General features: G+C 64.6%; 20 protein-coding genes and 3 pseudogenes. 5 read left to right on the top strand and 18 right to left on the bottom strand.

Annotated elements, in window-relative coordinates; genetic code table 11:
• Positions 1 to 5: 5 nt before the first annotated feature.
• The 18 genes and pseudogenes from FCN77_RS02630 to FCN77_RS02540 all read right to left on the bottom strand — a co-directional run bounded on the left by FCN77_RS02630 (position 6) and on the right by FCN77_RS02540 (position 16886).
• Positions 6 to 617 carry a hypothetical protein gene (locus tag FCN77_RS02630; RefSeq protein WP_137320994.1) on the bottom strand — a complete coding sequence of 204 codons (612 nt, stop codon included), beginning with the start codon at positions 615 to 617 and terminating at the stop codon, positions 6 to 8.
• Positions 614 to 1177 carry a DUF6286 domain-containing protein gene (locus FCN77_RS02625; RefSeq protein WP_254679082.1) on the bottom strand — a complete coding sequence of 188 codons (564 nt, stop codon included), beginning with the start codon at positions 1175 to 1177 and terminating at the stop codon, positions 614 to 616. The genes FCN77_RS02630 and FCN77_RS02625 overlap by 4 nt, the downstream gene beginning before the upstream one ends.
• A 107-nt stretch (positions 1178 to 1284) precedes the next feature.
• Complete coding sequence (locus FCN77_RS02620; protein WP_137320992.1) at positions 1285 to 1668, bottom strand: hypothetical protein; 384 nt, start codon at positions 1666 to 1668, stop codon at positions 1285 to 1287.
• Positions 1665 to 1856 carry a hypothetical protein gene (locus tag FCN77_RS02615; protein WP_137320991.1) on the bottom strand — a complete coding sequence of 64 codons (192 nt, stop codon included), beginning with the start codon at positions 1854 to 1856 and terminating at the stop codon, positions 1665 to 1667. Before FCN77_RS02615 ends, FCN77_RS02620 begins: the two co-directional genes overlap by 4 nt.
• Positions 1853 to 2313: pseudogene (locus FCN77_RS02610) on the bottom strand (Asp23/Gls24 family envelope stress response protein). The gene FCN77_RS02615 and the pseudogene FCN77_RS02610 overlap by 4 nt, the downstream one beginning before the upstream one ends.
• Before the next feature lie 84 nt (positions 2314 to 2397).
• Complete coding sequence (locus FCN77_RS02605) at positions 2398 to 2847, bottom strand: hypothetical protein (protein WP_137320990.1); 450 nt, start codon at positions 2845 to 2847, stop codon at positions 2398 to 2400.
• Positions 2848 to 3129: 282 nt separating this feature from the next.
• Positions 3130 to 4725 carry a glycoside hydrolase family 68 protein gene (locus FCN77_RS02600; protein WP_137320989.1) on the bottom strand — a complete coding sequence of 532 codons (1596 nt, stop codon included), beginning with the start codon at positions 4723 to 4725 and terminating at the stop codon, positions 3130 to 3132.
• 426 nt (positions 4726 to 5151) lie between these two features.
• A complete protein-coding gene (locus FCN77_RS02595) occupies positions 5152 to 5382 on the bottom strand; it encodes a hypothetical protein (protein ID WP_137320988.1) in 231 nt (76 codons plus the stop codon).
• Positions 5345 to 8083, bottom strand: coding sequence for an ATP-binding cassette domain-containing protein (locus FCN77_RS26590; protein WP_254678821.1), 2739 nt, complete (start codon positions 8081 to 8083; stop codon positions 5345 to 5347). The genes FCN77_RS02595 and FCN77_RS26590 overlap by 38 nt, the downstream gene beginning before the upstream one ends.
• A complete protein-coding gene (locus FCN77_RS02580) occupies positions 8083 to 9015 on the bottom strand; it encodes an ABC transporter ATP-binding protein (RefSeq protein WP_137320987.1) in 933 nt (310 codons plus the stop codon). The genes FCN77_RS26590 and FCN77_RS02580 overlap by 1 nt, the downstream gene beginning before the upstream one ends.
• Positions 9012 to 9890 (bottom strand): ABC transporter permease, encoded by an 879-nt coding sequence (locus tag FCN77_RS02575; protein WP_137320986.1) that lies wholly within the window; start codon positions 9888 to 9890, stop codon positions 9012 to 9014. The genes FCN77_RS02580 and FCN77_RS02575 overlap by 4 nt, the downstream gene beginning before the upstream one ends.
• Before the next feature lie 14 nt (positions 9891 to 9904).
• Positions 9905 to 10105 carry a hypothetical protein gene (locus tag FCN77_RS02570; RefSeq protein ID WP_137320985.1) on the bottom strand — a complete coding sequence of 67 codons (201 nt, stop codon included), beginning with the start codon at positions 10103 to 10105 and terminating at the stop codon, positions 9905 to 9907.
• 12 nt (positions 10106 to 10117) lie between these two features.
• Positions 10118 to 11095: pseudogene (locus FCN77_RS02565) on the bottom strand (ABC transporter permease).
• Positions 11096 to 11226: 131 nt separating this feature from the next.
• Positions 11227 to 12906: an ABC transporter substrate-binding protein gene (locus FCN77_RS02560; protein ID WP_137320984.1), complete on the bottom strand. Its 1680-nt coding sequence runs from the start codon at positions 12904 to 12906 to the stop codon at positions 11227 to 11229.
• Positions 12907 to 12950: 44 nt separating this feature from the next.
• Positions 12951 to 14032: pseudogene (locus FCN77_RS27520) on the bottom strand (LacI family DNA-binding transcriptional regulator).
• 366 nt (positions 14033 to 14398) lie between these two features.
• Complete coding sequence (locus FCN77_RS02550; RefSeq protein ID WP_137320983.1) at positions 14399 to 14887, bottom strand: universal stress protein; 489 nt, start codon at positions 14885 to 14887, stop codon at positions 14399 to 14401.
• A 728-nt stretch (positions 14888 to 15615) separates the two neighbouring features.
• On the bottom strand, positions 15616 to 16047 hold the full coding sequence (locus FCN77_RS02545) for a hypothetical protein (RefSeq protein WP_137320982.1): 432 nt from the start codon (positions 16045 to 16047) through the stop codon (positions 15616 to 15618).
• A gap of 125 nt (positions 16048 to 16172) precedes the next feature.
• Complete coding sequence (locus FCN77_RS02540; RefSeq protein WP_137320981.1) at positions 16173 to 16886, bottom strand: hypothetical protein; 714 nt, start codon at positions 16884 to 16886, stop codon at positions 16173 to 16175.
• A 189-nt stretch (positions 16887 to 17075) separates the two neighbouring features.
• On the opposite strand from FCN77_RS02540, the gene FCN77_RS26200 reads away from it, so the two are divergent.
• The 5 genes from FCN77_RS26200 (at position 17076) to FCN77_RS02520 (ending at position 23394) form a co-directional block, all read left to right on the top strand.
• On the top strand, positions 17076 to 18083 hold the full coding sequence (locus FCN77_RS26200; protein ID WP_217496223.1) for an MFS transporter: 1008 nt from the start codon (positions 17076 to 17078) through the stop codon (positions 18081 to 18083).
• A gap of 116 nt (positions 18084 to 18199) precedes the next feature.
• Entirely contained in the window at positions 18200 to 18589 is a 390-nt protein-coding gene (locus FCN77_RS26195) for a hypothetical protein (protein ID WP_217496222.1), read from the top strand.
• A gap of 3 nt (positions 18590 to 18592) precedes the next feature.
• The gene (locus FCN77_RS02530; RefSeq protein WP_217496221.1) at positions 18593 to 20128 is read left to right on the top strand and encodes an FGGY family carbohydrate kinase; all 1536 of its coding nucleotides are present in this window, start codon (positions 18593 to 18595) and stop codon (positions 20126 to 20128) included.
• Positions 20129 to 20206: 78 nt separating this feature from the next.
• Positions 20207 to 21868, top strand: a complete 1662-nt coding sequence (locus tag FCN77_RS02525; RefSeq protein WP_254678819.1) for a glycerol-3-phosphate dehydrogenase/oxidase — start codon at positions 20207 to 20209, stop codon at positions 21866 to 21868.
• Positions 21869 to 21870: 2 nt separating this feature from the next.
• Positions 21871 to 23394 carry an FAD-binding oxidoreductase gene (locus FCN77_RS02520; RefSeq protein WP_137320979.1) on the top strand — a complete coding sequence of 508 codons (1524 nt, stop codon included), beginning with the start codon at positions 21871 to 21873 and terminating at the stop codon, positions 23392 to 23394.
• Positions 23395 to 23470 lie beyond the last annotated feature (76 nt).

Below are 23470 nucleotides of genomic sequence, written 5' to 3'. Positions count from 1 at the left end.
GCCCGCTAACGGACGCGCTCTGCCCGGCCGAACCGGGAACGGGCCCCGGCTCCAATGTGGATCAGCACCGGTGTGCGCTTCCCGACGACGGTGTCCAAGGCCTGCACGAGGGCGGAGACATCCGCGGCGAGCAGGTGCGGGGCAACGCCCTGGCGGGGCTGCAGACGGACCTTGAGCGCGGGCTCGCCCCGGATCTCGTACGTTGCCACGGTGACGCCGGCGAGATCCGGCCGTTCAGCCAAAGCCGCCCTCAGGGCCTGCTCGGCCACCGCTCCGCCGATCAAGACATTGCCGGGGAAGTCGCCGGCGTCGTCCTCGGCGACAATCAGGTTGGAACGGCCTTTGCCCTGCTGGGCTACCCACGCGACCATCAGCGCAATGACCACGGCCAGCAGCAGCGCGATCACCGCCCACAGCCAGCTTTCCTGCCCACCGGGAATCGGCGTGCGCTGGAAGAGCTGGCTCATGCTGCTCCACACGCCGGCGGACCAATGCCGCCACCAGGTACCAACGGCCGGCACGGTTGCCAGCAGTACCAGGAACAGGCCGATGGCCAGCAGCTTCAGGCCGAGGATTCCGATCAGGATCCGGTTCAGGGTTCTGGGAGTGTTGTTCATGCCCCGATCACCCCTGACGTGGCCACGTTGACTCGCACTTCAGGCATGGGCGCCGGGGCCATCTCCCGCAACTCTTCGAGCACTGCGGCGAGGACGGCGTTTTCGCTGACCGGCACGCCCGACGTGGGACGCACGTTGACGGTCACCTGGCGCTGCGACACCACCACCATCACCTGTTCCTGCGTGACATTGGCAGCCAGCCTGGCCCGCCGGGCCAGCGCGGAGGCGATCACCTCGTCATCGACCACGACGCCGGCGCGGGGGTCCGCGAGCAGGTGCCGGGCGCGGCGGCCCGGGAGCACGGCGTTAAGGAAGAAGAAAAGTCCCACCATGGCGGTTACGGCACCGATGACGCCGAGCAGCAACGGCGGCATGCCTGCCGGGAGCGCGATGATGCGCTCCGCGGCGGTCTGCGGATCGATGAGCCAGGGCGGCTGGCCAACGGCCCGCACGGCGGATTCGAGGAGACCGTAGCCGCACAGCAGGACCACCAGGACTGCGGCAACTCCCGACACTCCGGCCCGGGAGGAGCGGGTCTCACGGTCCAGGATCCGGCGCATGCCGGCGCCCCGTGCGTCCGGTGAGTCCCGCTGGTCAGTGGCGGCAGGCTCCGAGGCACCGTTCCCCGCTGCGTGGCTCCCCTTCGAGCGGACGTCCGCGACGTTGTTCACCGGACTCTTCCCCCTTCGCTGATGGCGGCGCCGCTGATCCGGATGTCCACCCGGCTCAGCTGCGCCCCGCTGAGCTCCGCGACGCGGTGCAGGATCACGGATTTGGCCGCGACGGCGCGGTCCCGGATGGATCCGCCAAAGCCGGCAACACGGCCCGGGTCACGCAGAACCGTGGTTAGCGGCGGAATCCGGATGGGGAGGACGAGCGACAATGCCAGCAGCCCGTCGTCGTCGGACCAGTCGGCCCGGACATCGCGGGCCGGGATACCCAGCGCCTCGGCCGCAGCGGCCCGGGCGAGGCTGGTCAGCGCCTGTGTGCTGATGCGGTTGTGGCCGGCCATCACGGAGCCGCCGGCCACCGTCGCGGCCGTGGTGCTCATGAGGATGAGCGCCGGCCAGTGATGGCGTCGAGCACGCTGCGCAGGTCAAGTTTCCCTTCGGCAGCACGGCCGAGAAGGGCACCGATGCCCATGAACAGCAGCGAGACGAGGAAGCCCCAGACTCCGAACTGGAAGGACATAAAGGCCACGAAGGCGCCCACTGCGATTCCCACTACTGTCAGGCTCACTGGAGGGCCTCCCTTTCAGTCCGGGACTCCACGGGGAGGCCGGGCTTGGCCGGTCCTGCCACGTAGACGTCATTGATTTCCACGTTGACCTCAATGACCTGCAGGCCCACCAGCTCTTCCACGGCAGTGTATACGGCGGCGCGGACCTGGTCTGCGAGCGAGTGCAGGGGCGTCCCGTAGACGGCAACGAGGTTGATGTCCACGGCCACCTGCCTCTCGCCGACTTCCGCGTGGACCCCGGCAGCGTGGTCCGAACTGCCCACGGCGTCCCGGATGGCCCCAGGGCCCGGGACGGACCGGTGCCGAGCGAATACACGCCCGGAACGGCCCGGGCGGCTATGCCGGCGACCTTGGCAACGGCGGTTTCGGAAATGACGGTACGTCCGGCGCCGGCAGCGAGGACAACGCCCGCCTCAGCGTGCGCCCCCGGCGCGGGATGCGGGTTCTGGTATTCCATCAGGATCTCCCCCTTCTCTTGAACACCACCCTATCCCGTGGCCGTGACAACCGGCCGGACGCCGGCAAAATCAGCGGCGGACGGCTATTTGCAGTTGGTGGCGAGCCAGGCGGTGATCGGCGTCATGGCGGCGTCGAACTTTCCGCTGGAGTACACCGTCTGGTCGCTCAGACCGGCAACTGCCACTTCGTTGAGCTTGGCGAAGTCGGCCTTGAGTTCGTCCGGGACGCGTTCGGCGGTGTCGCTGAGTTCGGCTTTGAGCTTTTCCAGTTCCGCCGTTTTTCCCTGCGCCGCGGAGAGCGGGAACAGGGAGGCGCCGGTGGCCTGCTGGGAGATGGTGGTGCACGCCTCCGCTGCCGAAGGGAAGTCCCCGTACGGTCCGGAGCTTTTGCTGGGGCTGGGCGTGGAAGACGCGGTGGCCGTAGCGGGAGCGGACGACGACGGCGCGCTGCCGGCCTCCGGTGCGGAGCATGCGGTAAGTGCCAGGGCGGCAAAGAGGACGGCTGCGGTCAGGGGGCGTGAAAGGTTTTTCAAAGGTCACTCTTCTGCTTGAAATTGCACCGCCGGACCGTGTCCGGCCAGTGGCGGCGTTGGCGTGCTGTCCCCCGGCGTGCGAGTCTAGCCCGGATGGCCTGCGGGATACCAAGCGGCGGACAAAGCCGGAGACCCCCGCACGCAGGCAGGCTTCCGTATTTTGTCCGTATATAGAGGTCTGAAAATGGACGGTTAACACAACCGTTCAGCACAGCAGGGGCGCCCGGATGAGTTCCGAACGCCCCTGCTGGTACTGCGGGTTTTTCAGTAGTCCGTTGCCGGTTACTTGTAGAGGCCCTCGCCGCCAACCTTGACGTTGGTGGGCAGGTAGCCGAACGGGCCGAGGCCGTTCTTGCCGAAGCTGCGGTCAACCGCCGAGACACCGTTGCGGAAGTTAATCTTCACGGTGGGTGACAGTGAGCCGCCGCGCACGCCGTTTACGTTGTCGATGAAGGACTGCACAAGGCCGCCCGGCTGCACGTAGTGCGAGTAGGCCTGGAACTGGCGGCCGTTCTGGCGCGGGTCCGGGCCCTCAGGCGCGTTCGCGGGCATGTTTAAGTCCGTCGGCGAGCCGAGGGACAGGCCGCTGTTGTTCATCGGCTGGTAGTCCGAGCGGACGCCGTTGCCGACGAAGCCGTAGACACCGTCAGGCCCGCGCATGCCGGCGGCGTAGGTGAACTGGTGGCTGATGGTGAACAGGTAGTACTTGTTCTTGCCGCCTTCGTTCTGGATGAAGATCTGCGGACGTTCGGTCTGGTCGTTGACGCAGTTGGCCGAGAGGACCGGCGGCAGGAAGGACCACTTGGTGAGGTCCTTGTTGTCTGCCACAGCCAGGCCCACGTTGGCGGTCTGGTAGTAGGCTCCGGTGCTGTTGACCTCGTTGAGCTTCTCGGCGTTGGGGTCGCCGGATCGGTAGCCGAGGTCCTCGGGCTTGCACTCGTATTCGCCGCGGGTACCGCCGGTGTTGCCTTCGAAGACCATGAAGGTCTTGCCCGGGTGGGCCGGGTCGGCGAACGTGTAGGGGTCGCGGAAGGCGAAGCCGGGGTTCTGGGCCTTGTTCTGGTACATTTTGCCGTCCGGCTCGAGCAGCTTGGTGTGCTGGAAACCGTCGAACGTAACGCCGTTCTTGTCGGCGTGGATGTTCCCCAGGGCCTTGGCGATGGCCGCGTCGGGGGCGATGCCGCCGCCGCCTGCGTTGCGCTCCTTGACGTCGTAGAACGTGGTGGCCGTGTAGAACACATTCACGTGATCGCCCTGCATCAGGCGGGTGGAGCCGGACCATTCGGTGTTGCCGATGGAGGTGTTGTCCAGGAACAGGTGTCCGCCGTAGTTCCACTTGTCCTTGGCCGGGTCGGCGTTGGTTTTGCGGAAGAAGTAGCCGATCCGGGCGTTCCAGTGGCGCTGGTCGAAGCCGTAGCCGGCGTGGCGGTCGGCGACCAGGGAGAAGATGACGTCGTAGCCCTTGTAGCTGATCTGGTTGGCGTTCTCGTCGGTCAGGGACCAGGTGTCCCAAACCCAGACGTCGTCGTTCATGGCCGGGAAGTCTTCAGGGATTTCCGGCATGGTGACGTCCGGGCTCATGGAGTTCTGACCGGGAGCCACAGTGGAATCGCTCTGCGCCATGATCTGCTTGGCGTCGGCACGGGTCCACTTTGAGGTGAAATCCGCGGCCGGGTCGTACGCTTGCTGGCTGTGCTGGGTGGGCAGGGGGAAGCCGGGGGTCGGAGCCGGCATCTGCTGAGTGGCGGGCGGGTCAGACGGCTCGTTGGCCTGGGCCGACGGAACCGCAAGGAAGACGGAGGCCGCCACGGCCGCCGCCAGTGCTGCGGCGGCAGGGCGCCACCGCAGCATCCGGGGGGTATTGGGGTGCTTGTGCATGTTTTGCTCTTCTCGCGGAGTAAGACCATTCGTGGAAGTCGGGCGTTTGCCCTCATTCCCCGAAACTCCGGCGCTCCCGATGACGGCAGGCGTCATCGGGACGCCTTTGTGTCGAGGGGGACGGGGCTTGGGTAGGGCCCCGGAAGTCGGCTCGGAAGGTGTTCCTTCCTGCGCCGACTTCCTACGCTAGGCGGGCCCGCAGCCGCTTATCAAACCGTGTTTCGGGCGTCCAAAAACCGAGTTTAACTCCATTTGTGCAAGCGCTTACATTGCCCATTGCGCGCGCGTGCCACATCCCTTTTTGTGAGTCAAATGTTGCATCTTAAATCAGATTTAGTGTGAAATGTCACGCGCCGGCCACCCGCTGTTCACCATCTGGCGGGGATCGGAACGGTTTCATCCGGAGCCGGGCACCAGCACATCCTGCTACGCGGCCCGGCCGTCCAGCACATTCAGGCCAACCCTGCCGGAGGCCAGGGAGGCATCGGCGGCGGCCAGGATCTTGGCGCCGCCGAGCTTCCCCACCAGCCGCTCCCCCGCCGCCTGCACCACCATCCGGTAGGCACGGCGGAGCCGGGGCGCGGCCCCGGGGCTCGCAGCTGGATTCGCTTTGGCCGGGCTAGGGGAACAGCGGGCGCGGGCCGCCGAAGACGCCATCCATGCACCAGGCGTCCAGCTGCACCAGCCGGACGGCACCGGCAGCGGAAAGCCGGACGGCGTCCCCGCCGAGGGTGGGATAGGCCCGGGCCGTGAGCGGCTTGCCGTTGGCGAAGATCTCCAGCGCCGAGCGGTCCACCAGCACCCGCAGGTGCAGTGCACCCCCGGGCAGGTCCACAGGGCCGGCCTTCTCCTCCGTGTCCAGTGTCTGGTCCAGGCTGCTGCGGGAACGGTCCAGGAGCACATAGGACTGCGAGAACCCGCTGCTTCCCACTTCGCAGCCAATTTCGATGACCGTTTCCTCGGCGGGTTCGGGGGTGTTACCGCCAGGATCCATGGCAGTACCGCCAGCGTCCATGGCAGTTCTGCCGGTGCCGGTGCCGGTGCCGGTGCCCAGGATCCCCAGCCGGAAGACGCTCCCGGGTTCCATTTCGAGGTCCAGTTCAAGGTCCAGCTGGTTACCGGACACCCCGGCAAACACTTCGCTCGCGCCAAGGGTCCGGGGGCCGATCCGGACATGGTCGCGGCGGGGCGACTCCAGTTCCGGCACCGGCGCGAAGGCCAGCTCCCCTTCCGCGTCCAGGGTGGCGACCCGCGGCAGGCTCATTACTCCGCACCAGCCGGCTTCCACCATGGCAGCCTCCGCCCGGCCCTCCTGCAGCCAGCCGAATATGATGCGCCGCCCGGCCTCGTCCGCAAAGGACTGCGGGGCATAGAAGTACCGGCCGCCGTAGTCCAGCCGGAGCAGCTCGCGGGGCGTGAAGGAATCCCCCGCGTAGCGTCCGGTCCAGTAGAGCGGGTGGCGGGTGTCGCCGTCGTGCCAGGCCGAGAAGACAGGCACGTCGGTGCCCGGCCCCTGGTCACCCAAAGCCCCGCCGTCCGCACGGAACAGATCCACGCACTCCCACATGGTTCCCTGCCAGTCCGTGGCTGCCGGATCGCCGGAGGCGGCGTCGCCGATGAACAGCGGGCCAATGTAGTCCCAGCGGCGGAGGTCGGCGGACTCGTACAGGAACGCCGTGCCGCCGCGGCCGCGGATTCCGGATCCCACCAGCTGCCGCCACACCGCTCCCTCACGCCACACGCAGTGGTCGCGGTAGGCGGTGATGTCCACACCGGCAGGCGGCGCCGGAATCACGGGGTTCTCCGGAGCTTTGGTCCAGCTCAGGAGGTCCCGCGACCCGACCGCCACGCACGGCAGTTCGCGCTCGCCGTGCCGGCCTGAATACACCAGGGTGGGCGTGCCGCCGTCGTCCACCAGCACACCGGACCAGCAGCCGTCGGCGTCCGGGCCCTCGGACGGCTCCAGCGCCACGGGCTTGTCGGTCCAGTTCACCAGGTCGGTGCTGGTGGCGTGGCCCCACAGGATGCGGTGGTGGAAGGCGCCCTCGGGGTTGTACTGGTAGAAGAGGTGGTAGGTCCCGTTCCACTGGCTCACGCCGTTGGGATCGTTGAGCCAGCCTGCGGGTGAGACGAAGTGGAAGCGCGGCCGGTGCGGGTCTGACTCGGCGCGTGCCACGAGTTCATCCTGCGGCACGGTAGCCAGGGGGTGGGTCAGTTCGGTCATGCTGAAGCCTTGTTTTTTGTGCGGGAATCGTCCGATGGCGACGCATCCGGGGGGTTTCAGGGGCTCGGGTTCGAGGGGCTCGGCGGACAGAGCATGGCTCGCCGCCGTGGCCGGAGGCCGGTACAGGTGGCAGCGCACCCAGTGCTCGTTGGCGGGATCGCCCACGAGGTGGCGAACGGGTTCGGCGGCGGAACAGCGCTGCTCCGGGTCGCCGTCGAACGCGCACGACGCCGACTCCATCACCGCGGCGCGCAGCGCCGCCCGCTCGCCCGGGTCGTAGGATCCGGTGCGGGCAGGGTCCGGCACCGCCGAGACCAGCAGCCGGGTGTAGGGGTGGGCCGGGTTGGCCAGCAGGTCCAGCGATTCGCCCTCCTCCACCAGTTCGCCGGCGAACATCACGGCGATCCGGTCCGCCAGGTAGCGGGCGGAGGCGAGATCGTGCGTGATGTAGAGCATGGAGATTCCCTGGCTGTCCCGCAGCTGGCGCATCAGGTTCAGGATGCCGATCCGCACTGAGACGTCCAGCATGGACGTGGGCTCGTCCGCGAGGATCACCTCGGGCTCCACCGCGAGCGCCCGGGCGATGGCCACGCGCTGCCGCTGCCCGCCGGAGAGCTCATGCGGGTAGGAGTTAAGCATGTCCGGGGTGAGGCCGACGGTGGTCATCAGCCCGTCCAGGCGGGTGCGCAGCTGGTCCGGGGTGCCGGCCTTTCCGTGCAGGGTCAGCGAACGGGTGAGGAAGTGCTCGATCCGGTGGACTGGGTTGAGCGAGCCGAACGGATCCTGGAACACCATCTGCAGCTGCGAACGGTATCCCCTCGACGCCTGGAAGCGGTCCCGTTTTAGCACATCCGTGCCATTGAGCAGGATCTGGCCGGCGGTGGGCTTCTCCAGCCGGGCGATGCAGCGGGCCAGGGTGCTCTTGCCGGACCCGGACTCCCCCACGAGCGCCACGATCTCGCCCTTCCTGATGGCGAGGTCCACGCCGCCGAGGGCCCGTACCGAGTCGCGGGAGAACAGGCCACCGCTGGAGAAGTCCTTGACCAGGCCCTTCACTTCGAGGGCGGGGGCTCCGAGCGCCGGAGCGCCGGCCGCTGTTTCCTTCGCTGGTGCGGCTGAAACGGGCGTGCTCATCACTGTGCTCCTTGGAGGACGGGAAGGGGCGAAACGAAGTGTCCGGGCGCGATTTCCCGTAGGTCGGCGATGTTGCTGAACTTCACGCCGTCGGCCAGGCCGGCCAGGGGAACCCGCGGGCCGGTGAGCGGAGGGAACGCTCCCATCAACGCCTGCGTGTAGGGGTGCAGCGGCGAGGCATGGACGTCCTTGGCCTTGGCCGTTTCCACGATCCGGCCGCCGTACATCACGGCCATCCGGTGCGAGAGCTCCACCATGAGGGACATGTCGTGCGTGATGAACAGGACGGAGAAGCCGAGTTCGCGCTGCAGCTCCCTGATCTGGGCCATGATCTCCTGCTGCACCACCACATCCAGCGCGGTGGTGGGCTCGTCCAGGATCAGCAGCGACGGCTTGAGGGCCACTGCCATCGCGATGACAGCACGCTGGCGCATCCCGCCGGAAAGCTGGTGCGGGTAGGACTTCAGCCGGGCGGGATCGATCCGGACGAGTTCGAGCAGTTCGGCTGCCCGCCGCAGCGACTCCTTCCGGGTGTAGCCGGCATGGGTGGTGTAGATATCCACGATCTGGTCGCCGATGGTCATCACCGGGTTCAGCGAGTTCATGGCGGACTGGAACACCATGGCCACGTCCTGCCAGCGGAACCGGCGCAGCTCTTCGGCCCGCATGGCCAGGACGTCCCTGCCGCCGAAGCGGATGCTGCCGCCGGCAATCTCCGCCGGGTCCCGCAGCAGCCGCATGATCGCGTTCGCGATGGTGGATTTACCGCAGCCGGACTCGCCGGCCAGGCCAAAAATTTCGCCAGTGCCGATGCTGAAGGAAACGCGGTCGACGGCGGCGGTGGAGCGGGTGTCGCCGCGGTACTTCACGGTGAGGTCCTTGATTTCCAGGACGGGTTCGTGGGACCCGAAGGAGGTCTGGGAGACGGTCATGCGGATGCTCGCTTTCCACGTGTTGCGGGTTTGGGGGCGGGCCTGGTTTTCCTGATCTTCCGCAGCCGTATCTTCCGCACCTGTATTTTCCGCAGTCGCGGGTTGGTGACCTCGTCCACCGCGTAGTTGATCAGCGACAGCGAGAACGCCACCAGCGCGATGCACAGGCCGGAGGGCACAAACACCCACCAGCTGCCGGTAAGCAGGGCGCCCTCGTTGCCCGCCCAGTAAAGGTTGTTGCCCCAGGAGACGGTGCTGACGTCACCTAGGCCCAGGAACTCGAGGCCGGCCTGGGCGCCGATGCCGTAGATGATGCAGGCCAGGAGCGTGCCCATCACGATGGAGGCCATGTTGGGCAGGATCTCGCGGAACATGATCCGCAGTGGACGTTCGCCCGTGACCACGGCAGCGGCCACGAAGTCCTTGGACCGGATGGACAGCGCCTGCGAGCGCAGCACCCGGGCGGAGCCGGCCCAGCCCGTGACCACCAGGACCAGGACCACGGTGCCAAGGCCCGGCGGCAGGAACGCGGCCAGGATCACCAGGAGCGGCAGCCCCGGCAGGAGCAGGAACACATTGGTGGTGAGGGAGAGGGCCTCGTCGATGAACTTGCCGAAGTAGGCCGAGGCCAGTCCCACGAGGATGCCGATGAAAGTGGAGGCGAAGCCCACGGTCAGTCCCACCAACAGGGAGCTGCGGGCCCCGTGGATGGTGAGGGCCAGGACGTCCTGGCCCTTGGCGGTGGTGCCCAGCCAGAACTCGGCGTCCGGCTCCTGCGAGGCCATCCCGGTGATCTTGGAGGGGTTGTCCGGGTACAGGACGGGGGCCAGGAGCGCCAGTGCGATGAAAACGAACAGGATGGCCGCGCCCGTCATGGCCTTCTTGTTGGTCAGCAGGCCGTGCAGCAGGCTGCGGTTGGGCCTGCGGACGGAGGCTCCGGGCGGAGGCTCCGGGCGGAGGCTCCGGGCGGAAGTCCGGTGCCGCCGTCGGGCGTTCCTGCCGTGTTTCCGGCCAGGGTGCCCGGCGGAGTGCCGCCGGCGGGGGTCTCCCCCGACACGGTGGAGGCGGTGGTTGCGATGGAAGAGGTCACGGTCCGTCCTTCCTAGTTGGCGCGCACGCGCGGGTCGAGGCGGACGTAAAGGATGTCCACGAGGAAGTTGGCCAGCAGCACGGCGGCGGTGATGGTCAGGAAGAGTCCCTGCATGAGCGGGTAGTCGAGGCCCTGCACGGCGTTGAGGAGCTGGTAGCCCACGCCGGGGTAGGCGAACACCACCTCGGTCAGCAGGGCACCGCCCACCACGAAGCCCAGGCTCATGCCGAAGCTGGTCACGGACGGCAGCATGGCGTTGCGGGCGGCGTAGCGGAACATGATGCGGCCCGGGCGGAGGCCCTTGGCTTCGGCCATGGTGATGTAGTCCTCGGCGTTGGTGGCGATCATGGTGTTGCGCATCCCGAGCATCCAGCCGCCCACCGAGACCAGCACGATGGTGAGGGCGGGCAGCACCAGGTGCATCCCGACGTCGGACATGAACTCCCAGCTGAAGCTGGGCTCAATGGTGTCGCTGAACGCGTGGCGGATGGGGAACCAGCCCAGCGTGACGCCGAAGAGGTACAGGGCGCCCATCGCGAGCCAGAAGTACGGGAAGGAGCCGATGAAGATCAAGAGCGGAGGCAGTGCCGAGTCAATGGCACCGCCGCGCCGCCAGGCGGCCAGGATGCCCAGCAGGTTACCCACGACGGCGGCAATCACCAGCGCGGTCCCGCCCAGCAGGAGCGTCCAGCCCACCTGCGAGGCGATCACTTCGGTGACCGGGGTGGGAAACCTTGAAATGGACACACCCATCTACCCGGTGACCATGTTGTGCAGGTAGTCGACGTACTGCTCCCAGATGGGCCGGTCGTCGACGCCGAGCAGCCTGCGCAGGGCCTCGATCTGTTCGGGCTGCATGCGGTCCTGGGTGCGGGCGAACATGCGGGATACGGGATCCCCCGGCATAAAGCGCGGGAGCAGGAAATTCAAAGTGATGGACACCCAGAAGGCGATCAGGTAAAAACCCAGGCGGCGCAGGATAAAGCGCACGGTTTCCCTCCATTCGGGAATTGCGGAAGTGGGGCGGCGTGCCCGGTGCCTTGGTTTTGGTGCGGGGGCACCGGGCACGCCGTTACTGCGGAAGGGCGGGCTGGTGGGCCAACGGCCCGGCGGGCCGGGTCTTACTTGGCCGGCTCCAGCGAGGTCAGGACCAGCACCGTGGTGGGTGCGCGGACTGACAGGGTGGCGTACGGGTTCTCCTCCGTGGGCCAGCCGGTGAAGCGGGTGTTGTTGTGGGCGCCCCATTCCGGGCCGGCGAACAGCGGGATGGCGGGGGCTGCGGCGCTGTACTCCTCCTGGAGCTTGTCCACGATTTCGTGCTGCTTGTCCTCATTGGCGGCGGCCGCGAATTCGGTCAGCAGGGCATCGGCCTTGGGATCGCCGAAGCGGTGGTAGTTCTCAAACGCCTTCTCCCCCACGGGCTTGACCGTTTTGGTGCCCATCATGCCGGCGAAGTACTTGTACGGGCTGGGGTCGTTGGCGCTCCACACGATGCCGGAATCGAAGTCGCCGGTCTCGTAGCCAGCAACCACGGCGGCCCAGTCGGGGGAATCAATCTTGGCCGTGACGCCCACCTCGGCGAGGTTTTGCGCGATCACGTTGGCCACGGAAAGCCAGTCGGAGGACGCGGCGCCCACGGAGATCTTGAACTCGAAGGGCTTGCCGTCCTTCAGCGTGCGCCTGCCGTCCGCACCCTTGGGGTAGCCGGCCTTGTCCAGGAGCTTGTTCGCCTCGTCAACGTTGAGCCTGGTCCAGTCGCAGTTGTCCTGGACTTCCTTGTTCTTCCACGTTTCATAATTCCCGGACAGCCCGGTGCAGTCCGCCGGCTTGGTGTAGCCGCTCATGCCGATCTTGGTGACCTGCTCTCGGTCCACGGCCATGCTGAGGGCCTTGCGGACGTCCGTGTCGTTGAACGGCGCCTTGGTGGTGTTGAGCTGCCAGTTGATCATGGAACCCGTGGGCGGGAACCAGTATTTGCGGTGGTCCGGGTCCTTGGAAATGAAGGTCTTCTCGATGTTGGGCATGTACTGCGGAGCCCAGTCCACGTCACCGTTCGCGGCGGCGAGGTTGGCGCCGTCGTTCCCGGCGAAGGCGAGCATCTTGATGCCTGCGATCTTCTGCTTTTCCGGCTGCCAGTAGTTGGGGTTCTTCCTGAGCACGAAGGACTGGGCCTGGAAGGTGTCCACCTCGGTGTACGGGCCGGTGCCCACGGGCTTCTCATTGGCGTCCTTCTCAGGGTCCGCGATCTTGGACCAGACGTGGTCCGGCAGGATGCTCAGCTGGCCGAGGTCGAACAAAGCCGGGGACCAGGCGGTCTTGAAGCTGAACGTGACCTGGTTGGTGCCTTCGGCCGTGACCGTGTCCAGGTAGTCGTAGCCGCCCTTGATCTTCTTCTGCAGGGCGAACGTGGTGACCACGTCGGCCGGGACCAGCGGCTGGCCGTCGGACCACTTCACGCCGTCGCGGAGGGTGAAGGTGATGGACTTGCCGTCCGCGCCCGCCTTCCATTCGCTGGCCAGCCACGGGGTGGTGTCACCGTTTGCCGGGTTGTAGACCAGCAGGGATTCGTAGATGGCCTGCTGGGTCATGGGGGCCACGGTGGGCGCGAACGGGTTGAAGTTACGGACGAACGTGCCCATGTCCTCACGGGGAATGGTCAGGAGTGCGGTTTGGGCCGAGGCGTCAGCCTTGGCGGAGCCGGTGTTGCCCGCGTTGGCGGAGCAGCCGGTGAGCACCAGGGCTCCCATTGCCAGGCCGGCCGCCGCGATCCGGGCAGACCTCAGGAATCGTGCTTGTGTCATGATGGATATCTCTTTGGGGTTGCCGTTCAGTAGTTGATTTGCCGTCAGACTGAATAGCGTTCTAGCAGCGGACAGTCGACCATTTGCTGATGTGCAATGATCGGCTGTCCTGCTGTAAGGCTTGCGAGTGTCTGGACACCCAGCGCACCCATCTCCTCGAAGGGCAACGCAACCGTGGTCAGTTTTGGCCTGAGGTAGGCCGCAATGAGTTCCTGGTTGTCGAAGCCGATCACGGCGATGTCTTTGGGGATGGCGAGCCCGCGCTCCTTGATGGCGTCGTAGGCGCCCATAGCCATCCGGTCGTTGAGGCAGAACAGGGCAGTTGGCCTGCCTGCCCCAGCCGAATATTTGTCAAGAATTTCGCAGGCGGCCTCGTAGCCGCCATCCGCCGTTGCGTGTCCCGAGACGACGAGTTCAGGATCCAGTTCCAGCCCTGCTTCGGCGAGCGCTTCGCGGCACCCCGCCAGACGCCCGACGGCGGCGGGGATGTCCGGATCCAGGTTGATGACCCCGATTCTGGAGTGGCCGGCTTGGAGCAAACGTTCGACGGCGACACGGCCCCCGCGCGCTCGTCCGGGACGATCGAGGGCAGCTTCCCGTCCGCGTCGAAGCAGTTGATAAGGACTGTGGGCACCTCGTTGGCGCTTCTTGGAACGTGCACGGCCCGGTGGTAAGTGGCCGCGTAGAGAAGTCCTTCCACCCTTTGTTCCAGCAGCTTTTCAACGGCTGCATCTTCCATGCCCTGGTTTGGTCCTGTTGCATCGGCCTGGTCGGAAGGGGCGATCAGCAGGAACCGGCGGTCCAGCCAGGCCTGGTCCTGCGCGCCCTTGATGATGTCGACGGCGAACGGTGCCGTGACGATCTCGGTGACGATGCCGTACCAGTCGCTGCGCTGGGAGGCGAGTGCGCGGGCGCCGGCATTGGGCCGGTAGCCGAGCGCCTGGACGGCTTCGAGGATCCGGGTGCGGGTTTCCTCGGAGATGCTGGCGTTCTCGCGGTTACTGAGGACGAAGGACACCGCGGTGCGGGACACACCGGCATGCTTGGCAACGTCTGCCATCGTGACCCCGCGGTGCACGGGGACGGTGGGTGCCGGCTCCGATGCTGCCTGTGTGCTGTTCGCCATTGAATGCTCCGAAAATTCTGCCGACACTGGCCGCCCTGGCCAGCTGAAAAGACTCCAACTAACGCGCGTTACTTGGAGCGTGTGATTTAGGTTACGCGCGTTACTTGGATCCAGTCAACGACTAATTTCGACGGCGGTTCCGACCTCGGCGGGTGACGGACCGGTGCTCCTAGGCTTGTCCGCAGATCCGAACTGGTAAGGCAACGTTCTGCCAACAAAGTTAGGTTTCCAGGCTGAAGGCAGGCCGTCCCCTGGCACGTGCAGGAACTCCCGCATACGGCCTTCTCCCCCGCGGCTTACGGGGGAAAGGACCACGTGACGGAAAATGCCGGGCGGGCGGCGAGTTTCGACAGGCGGGCGGGCGCCTCAGACTGCCGGTGTTGGCCTCAAGAGGGGGGCGCCATCTTGTGGATCGGCTCCGCGGACCACTACCACAGGGCATTTGGCATGCTCCGCACATGCCGAACTGACTGACCCCAGTAAGAGTCCGGCAAAGCCGCCGTGGCCGCGGGAACCCACAACAAGCATGTGGGCGCTGCGGCTTTCCTCGATCAGGACGTAGGCGGCGTGCCCCATGACCGTCCGCTGAGTGAGTCCCTGCGGGGGCTTGTCGCCGAAGGCTGTGGTGAGGGCTTCCTTGAGAACCTCCCTGGCGCCTGCCTCCGGGTCCCAGTCCGACGGCGTGGACCAGCCGAAACCGGTATCAACCGGGAAATGCCAGGCGGCAACGGCCGTAATCGTGGCGTCCAGGGCCAGGGCAATCCGGGCGGCCCAGCGCAGTGCCGCGACCGACATCGCGGAACCGTCCACACCGACGACGATCCGGGGTTTCTCTTGGTTTGGTGACGGACCCATGCCTGAGGATAGCGCCATCCATGGTACCGGGGATCGGGCCGAACGGCTCTACCGTCGAGAATGCGGACCACTGATTTTGACAAAGGCCTGATCCGCGCCCGGTCCGTGATTGGGCCCGGTCCACAGGCCGTTAAAGAAGAAAAGCACCAGTTCCGAAGAACTGATGCTTCCCAGTGGTGGCTCCGACCGGCGTCGATCCGGTGACCTTTCGAGTAAGAGTACTGCTCTGCCAGGGGTTTTTGCGGGCTATCGGCATCTTCGATCGTCCCTGGTCAAGGCTGTTTTCTGCTGTCATCCGCTTTCGTCGGTTGTCATCGAATCTGCGGAATAAATGCGGGGTTCCGTGACTGTCTCAGGCGCGCGCACGGTCAAAGATGGCGTGCCTTGCCCGCATCCAATGACGGTGAGCACATGGAGGAGGAGGATATCCACGTTTTTACGAGTTCATTTCTGTCGCTTACCAGCGATAAGGGACCACATCCGAAACCCACGTGGTCACGGTCGTCCCTTGCACAGCCTAATAATTTCGTCGTTCCCTCCTCCTGAAAATTCTTCCCCGGGACGGCAGGGTCAAACCGAGCAATGTCGCTCCTGCTGCAACGATGGGTTCAAATCCCACCGGCACCGCCAAAGAAAACCCCCGGTAATCCGGGGTTTTTCTGCATAATCAGGGCCTTCGTGGTGCATTTGTGGTGCATACTTCGAAGAATCACGGCCACATCGGGGTGCTACAACAGGTAGCCCCGGGCAACGCGGTTATAGGCGCCGCGGGTCTCCGCCGCCAGTCCACGTTCTGCGATTTCGTCGGACCAGGAGACCAGCAGGGCGATGAACGCCTGAGCCTGGGGTACCGCCGGTTCCTGACCGCGGCGGTTGAGCGAAAGGTCAACCGTCCCGGTGAGCAGACAGGAGTCGAACAGATCCCTCAGACGTCGGTGCGCTTTGCGCCGCTGATCGCTGAACTTCCCCGTGCGCGGGCTCGTCGTCATCGAAGCGAATTCGGCGCCCAATTCGGGCGTATAGACACCGGCCTGTCTTCGGGACAGCTCCTCCAGTCGTCGAATCCATTTGACGTATTCCAAGACCGTCAACCGCGTATAGCCAGCTGCTTCCAACGCGGCAACAACGCGCTCACCAATCTGCCTGACCGTCGCATCCATGACATTCCCCTTCCAACGGGCCTTACGGATACGACGAACGTAAACCCGTAGAAGGTAGCGGGCACTAAGCCGAGGAAACCATCCGGATTTCCCGCCAGTCGTGGGCAGCGGCCGCCCTCCTCGGCTTAGCGTTTTCCTCGGCATAATCCGAATCGATCCCCAGGATCGGGAACGGGAACGCCGCGGTGGCTTCCTTGATCGCGGCGAACACCCATTTCTGGGCTTTGAATCCTGACCGACCGGGTCTCGGTCCACCCCGTGGAAATGTCAGTGATTGTCAGGGTGAAGCAGAACTCACCCCTGGAATTGCCGCCCTCGTGTCCGACCAGATCAATCTCCACAAACCCTGGCACCGCATCGTCCCATTCGGCCCAGGTCCGCATCGGGATGGAGTCCTTGAGCAGTGTTCCCGGCTTGGTATGGGAGCGGCCCCGGGGATCCAGTTTCCCCCGGTCACCCTTGAGCCGGCGGTCGATGGTGGCCGGGGCGATCTTCAGCAGCAACGCCGCCGTTCCGTCCTCGATACTCAGCTCCTTGAACCGGCGCAGCCGCGGAACCAAGTCCGGCAGTGCTGCTGCCAGCAGGCGCCCGCACGGGGTGCCCTGGACGGCCCAGCAGAACCGCAGCGCCTCGATCACGTCATCGCCGTAGACCGGGGCTCTGGGCGGCCGGGGCTTGACCTGTTTGAGCACCAGTGCCTGCCGCAGCGCCTTCCGCGCGTGGTCACGGTGCCACAGCGTCAGGGCACACAACTCGTCCAGGATGACCTTCTTGGCCGCACGGTCCGACCGGGCATATCGGAGGGCGGTGGTCTTCGTGACGGCCTTGCGTTCGCTCATCGAAAGCTCCATGGCTCACAGTGCCGGGCCGGCGGATACCACCCCAGCAGACGCGCCGCTACGCGGGCATTACCAAATGATTCTTCGATAGCAGCTACGCGGGCATCTTTGATGAGTCAACGCGGCCTCTTGCAGGCTTGGGGGATGTGAGTACACTCACTGCATCAGGGTAAGAATAGAGACTTCCTGTTGGAGGTCTCTATCCGCCCTTTTTTTGTACCTGGAACGCGGCCTCTGACAGCGAAGTCTCTCGACAGAGAGGTCGAAAAATTGTCAAGTTTAGTTCTACGCGGCGTACATGATGTTGTTTCTTACATCGACGCCCGCCCCAGAATTGCGGGCCGTGCTGGCGTCATATGGTGGCTGGCATTGAGCGGCTTGTTTCTCGATGCTTTCTCCAACTCCGCGCTGAGTGCGGGGCTGGGGCCCATGACCAAGGACCTTCAGCTAAGCGCTATGCAGGTAGCCCTTTTGACATCTTTGGCCTCCTGGGTTGCCATCGTTTTCAATCCCATTGGCGGCTGGATGGCCGATAAATGGGGTCGCGTACCCCCATTGGTTTTTGCCAAGTTTCTGGCATTAATTGGGGCGGCACTTGCCGCTTTCGCCCCGGGCTTTGAGTTCGTCCTCGCCGGACGGTTTTTCGTAGGCGCCGCTTACGGCATTGATTTCGCTATTGCCATGGCGCTGCTGGCCGAGTTCACTCCAGCACGATTTAAGAGTCGCATTAACCGGTGGCAGGGCATCTGGTACACGGCGGTGAGCGCAAACCTCCTGTTGGCTGTGATGTTCTACAACATGGGTACAGGCGCCTCGATCTGGCGCTACGCTGTTGGCTCCGCCGGTATCGTGGCCATGGCCCTTTTTCTGGCACAGCTGCTGTTCATGGTCGAAAGCCCGACTTGGGCGGCCAGGAAAGGTCTGCTTGAACGTGCTGCCGTGTCGATGAGCAAAATCTACGGCGAAAAATTCACCGCGGCCGCTCCCGGAGACCGGACCCCGATCCTCAACCAGGCAACCAGAGGATTCGCCAACATTGCCTTGATCTTCCGTGGCACCTACCTCCCCCGCACCATCCTGGCGGGGACAGTCCAGATGGCCCAATCCATCCAGTACTTTGCCGTGGGCTGGTACCTGCCCATTATTAGCCTCACCCTCTTTGGCCAAGACTTCGTGGTCGCAACCCTGGGGCCTTAGTCTTCAACCTCTTCGGCATTCTGGGCGGCTTCAGCTCCCCAAAAATCGGTGCTCGCTTTGGGCTGCGCAAGGCCTCCGCGTTCGGCTTTGGAGCAGTATTCATCATGCTGGTGATTATGGGACTCTTCTATCAGACGATGCCGCTCTTACTGGCCTTCCTAGTGCCCTCGCTGTTCATCCTGTTCCACTCCGCCGGGCCCGGGGCCAACGGTAAGAGCCTGTCCACGCTGTCCTTCCGCAGTGAACTGCGGGCCGGAGCGAACGGTGTCATCGGTGCCATCGGAAGTACCGGCGCCGCTCTCGGCCTGCTCGTGTTCCCCCTACTTAAAGAACAGCTTGGCTTGGGTCCGACCTTTCTGATCCTGTCCGCGGTTCCTCTGACCGCTTGCATTGTCTGCAGCATCATTAAGTGGGACCCGACCCGGGCGGCACTTAGCCCCGACGAGGAAATGGATGCGCCGCAGTTCAAGAGTGACATCGCCAAGTCCACCCTTCCGGTCGGCTGACATATGACGAGGAACGAGGGATTAGGTGTTCCGGCCATTCTGGCCATCGATGAAGGAACAACGGGCACCCGAGCGGCTTGGGTAACCGCGGACGGCGATACGCATGCACTGGAGTACCGTCATCTGAACGTAACCAGCCCGCGAGCCGGTGTTGTGGAGCAGGACGCCAACGAAATCCTGGAGAAAACCATCAATGCGTGCCGTGCCGTGGTTTCGCAGGCGGCCGAGGAAGGGGTCCAGCTTCAGGCACTTGCGATCGCCACACAGCGGTCAACGGCGGTGCTTTGGGATAAAGAGAGCGGCCAGGCGCTGGTGCCGGCCATGGTCTGGCAGGACAGCCAGTATGCTCCGGAACTAGCGGCGTTAGCCCCGGAATGGGACCCGACCCTGACAGCCACCGTGGGCCGCCCAACCGGCGTACGCTCGCCATACCTCTGGGCGGCCCACCAGCTAAGGGAGTCAACTGCGGTTGCCGAAGCCTACGCCGGCCGCAGACTCGGCTTCGGCACCATCGAGACGTGGCTGCTGTGGAACCTCACCAAGGAACGCAGCTACGTTGCAACAGCCACGAACGCGACCTCCGCGGGAGCGTACATTCTCGGCGAACACCGCTACCGGACGGACTGGATAGAAGCCCTTGGCTTCCCTCTGGACCTGCTGCCACACCTGTGCCAGGACGCGGAGCTACTAGGCCATACGGATGAGCAAGCCATCGGCATCTCCGTGCCCGTTCTGGCGGCTATCGGCGATCAGCACGCAGGAACCATCGGCTTGGGCTGTGTCGACCCGGGTCAGGCGATGTGCGTCCATGGGACCGGAAGCTTCGTGGACCTCGTCACCGGGCACAACCTGCCCGCCCAACCTGGGCTTTTCGCCGGTACTCTGACTCTGACCGGCTGGCGGAGACTCCAGGAGACGGTGTTCGCAGTTGAAACATTCACCGCCACAACTGGTTCGGCTCTGGACTGGGTGTGCTCCACCTTGGGCTGGTTCGACTCGGCCCAACAGATCAGCGAACTGGCCGCAACGGTAGAAAGTTCCAACGGCGTGATGTTTGTCCCGGCCCTTACAGGCATCCGGACACCCGAAATGGAACCGCGGGTCAGGGCATCGCTAACAGGATTTTCCATGTCTACTACCCCTGCGGAAGTTGCATACGCGGTACTTGAAGGTATCGCTCATTCAGTCGCCAGCAGCGTCGAGGCCAACGCCGAAGTGGCCGGAATCGGTGTCACGGAGATCGTCGTGGGCGGTGGCATGTCCGGCAGTGATCCCCTGATCCAGATGCAGGCGGACCTGACAGGCATTCCTATGCGCAGACTCCCCGGCTCCGAGCTGGCAAGCCTGCGGGGGCCGCGTTCCTGGCCGGTTCCGAAGGACTGCTATGGAATTCCCTCAAGGACGCCACGTCCACGCTTAGCCGCGGAGACATTTTTCAGCCCCGCATCAGCCCGGAGCAGCGTTCCCGGCGGCGTGCCTTGTGGAAAGCAAGAGTCGACAGCGAGCTCGCTCTGGCCCGGGAGTAGCCCCGCGCGTTAGCACCTAACCCCGCACAGGTGGATGCGGAACCCCGAACACAAATCACCAGACATGAAGAGAGTTATACAAATGATTTCCATGCCCTCACGTAAGCCGAAGGCGGACCGGGCCCGGATGGTTTCGGACGTCCCGCTGCACCTCACCAGAGCGGAACAGGTAGACAGACTCGACGGCGGGACCTTTGACATGATCGTCGTCGGCGGAGGCGTGACCGGAGCCTACACGGCCATGGACGCGGCCCAGCGCGGCTACAAGGTCGCCTTGTTGGAAAAGGATGACTTCGCCTCCGGGACTTCCTCCAAGTCCTCGAAAATGATCCACGGAGGGTTGCGGTACATCGAACAAGGTAACCTCCCGCTGGTGCGGCATTCACTACTGGAACGTCAAAGACTGCGGAAAAACGCCCGACACCTGGTCCAGCGTCTGCCGTTTCTGTTTCCGGTGCTCTCCGAAGACGGGGTGTTCGACCGGCGTCTAGCGGCCGGTTTTGAAAGCCTGCTGTGGACCTACGATCTCGCCGGCGGTTGGCGGGAGGGTGTGCTTCACCAGAAACTCACACAAAACGAGGTTCTCTCGCACTGCCCGACGTTTAGGGCGGAGCATCTGGAGAGCGGCTTCATGTATTACGACGCACGGGCCGACGATGCCCGGCTCACCCTGGCGCTGGCCCGCACCGCAGCGTTCCATGGCGCGACCGTATTGAACGGTGCCCGGGTCTCGGATGTTATCAGAGAGGGAGGGAAGGTCCGCGGCGTGGCCGTCGACGTGGGCGACCGCGAGGTTAGGGCATCCGCCGGCGTCGTAATCCTTGCCACTGGCGTCTGGCTTAGGGACTGGACGGGGGCTGGGAAGGACGTAGACGCGCCGAGTATCCGCCCCGCTAAGGGAGTGCACATTGCGGTGCCGTGGTCCAAGATCCGCAACGACTGCACCGTGACCATTCCGGTCCCGGGTCGCAACCGCCGGGCAACCATTACCCGCTGGGGTGACACCTCTTACCTCGGAACCACGGATGAGGACTACGACGGCGATCTGGATGATGTGAACTGCAACCGTGAGGAAATGGATTTCCTCCTCGACGGTGCCCGTTCTGCCCTGAATATAGACATTGCGCCCGAGGAGGTGCTTGGCAGTACCGGGGGGTGCCGTCCGCTGGTGGCACCACCAGGCGGCAAAACGATCGAGGTAAAACGCAACCATGAGATCCGCATAGACCCGGATGGTCTGGTGACTGTGGTCGGCGGCAAACTCACCACATCCAGGCACATGGCCGAACAGACAGTCGACGCGGCACAGAGGGTGCTAGGCCAGCGCCGCCGGTGCCAAACGAAGAGCGCTTACCTGTTGGGATCCGCCGGATACGATGCGGAAGCGACGGTTGCTTCCGGCGGCTTGGCGGCGCATCTGGGTGAGCGCTACGGCACCGAGGCCCGGTTCGTCACCGACATTTTGGCCGCAGACCCGTCCCTCGGTAAACCTGTCGTCGACGGGCTGCCCTACCTCGAAGCCGAGGTGGTCTATTCAGCACGCCATGAACTGGCCCGAAGTGTGGACGACATCCTGTCCCGCCGCACCCGCGCCCGGATGATGGCCCGCGATGCGTCCGCCGCCGCGGCGGCCAGGGTAGGCGAGCTGTTGATGAAGGAACTCGACCTGCCTGCAACCGAAATCGAGGCCCAAGTGGCCGGATACGTAAAGCAAACTGCGCACGAACGCGCAGTCCTGATGGGAGAAAAATAGAAATGATCAGCAAAGAAGCACTTAAGCGCGGATACAACCGAGGCAACTACACCGTAGGGGCACCTACACAGCCGCATTTTGCCCAAGGGCTCGGGGTTCTTTCCGGTGAGCCGTACTTCTCCGAAAACCCGGTCACAGTCCCCTCTGGTCTGGTGGCCAAACTGGCCGCCGTCGCCGACAGGGTGGTGACGGACGCAGGAGAGGTCCTGGAAGGGACACGCGACTGGTGGGCGGGAACCATGATCGCCGAAACCAGCGGCCGGCCCGCAACTCCGCAGTCAATTATTGTGCACGTCTCCAGCACCGAACAGGTCCAGGAAGTCATGCGCCTTACATATGCAGAGGAAATCCCGGTAACCGTTTCCGCCGGACGCAGCAACGTCACAGGCGCTGCGCTGCCCGTCTCCGGTGGCATCGTTCTGGACGTATGCGGGCTGGACAAATTCACCGGATGGGACCCGGACAGCCAAATCGTTGAAGTAGAGGCGGGCGTCTTCGGTGACATCTTTGAAGAACGCATCCAAAGCGGATATGGCATGACCATGGGGCACTGGCCCTCCTCCTATGCCATCAGCACCGTGGGCGGCTGGGTAGCATGCCGCGGCGCCGGGCAACTGTCGACCCGATACGGCAAAATCGAAGACATGGTCTATGGCATGGACGTCGTTTTGGCCAACGGTGAACTGGTCAGTGTCGGCAACAGTGCCCGTGCCGCCGTCGGGCCTGATCTGCTTCAACTGTTCGTCGGTTCGGAAGGAACGCTGGGGATCATCACTAAAATCCGGTTTCAGCTCCAACGGCTTCCGGATTATGGGCGGGCAATCGCATATGGCTTCAACAGCTTCGCTGAGGGGCTCGAAGCGTGCCGTCAAATCATGCAGCAAGGAGCAACTCCCGCTGCCCTTCGTCTCTACGACAACTTGGAAAGCGGCGTGCAGTTCGGCCTCCCCGAAACCAATGTCCTCTTGGTGGCCGATGAGGGAGCCCGGGAGTCCGTAGAAGCCGGACTGGCCATCAGTGAGCGTATCTGCAAATCGACCGGGCAGAAGCTCGACGGAGATGCAATATTCGAGCGTTGGCTCGAGACCCGTTACCTGACCGGAAAGAGTGCCGAGGGCTTTACACCCGGTCCGGGTTTCGTGGCAGACACCCTCGAAATGATCGGCAAATGGCGGGACTTGCCGGCCATCTACGAAGAAGTCGTTGCAGCCATCAACGCCGTCCCGGGCACGCTTGCAGGCTCGGCGCATCAGTCCCATGCCTACGTAGATGGCGCATGCCTGTACTTCTCACTTCGCGGGGATGTGGAGCGTGACCAGCGCGCCGCATGGTACCGCGCAGCATGGGATGCAGCCAACAGTGTTATCCTCCGTCACGACGCAACCCTGAGCCACCACCATGGCGTTGGGCTCTTGCGGGCGCCCTACATGGAGAAGTCCCTGGGCGCAGGTTTCGAGGTCCTGCGCGTGGTCAAGCACGCGCTGGATCCCAAGAACCTGCTCAATCCGGGCAAACTGGGACTGTGAACCCGGCCCGTAGACGGCAGGGTCACTAAAAGTTAAAGGCGGCTGCACCTGCATGCCACATATGAAAGAGGCTCCT

Source organism: Arthrobacter sp. 24S4-2, from assembly GCF_005280255.1.
Taxonomy (GTDB): domain Bacteria; phylum Actinomycetota; class Actinomycetes; order Actinomycetales; family Micrococcaceae; genus Arthrobacter.
The sequence above is the reverse complement of the archived record's forward strand: the minus strand, read 5'-3'. Positions and strand labels throughout refer to the sequence as shown.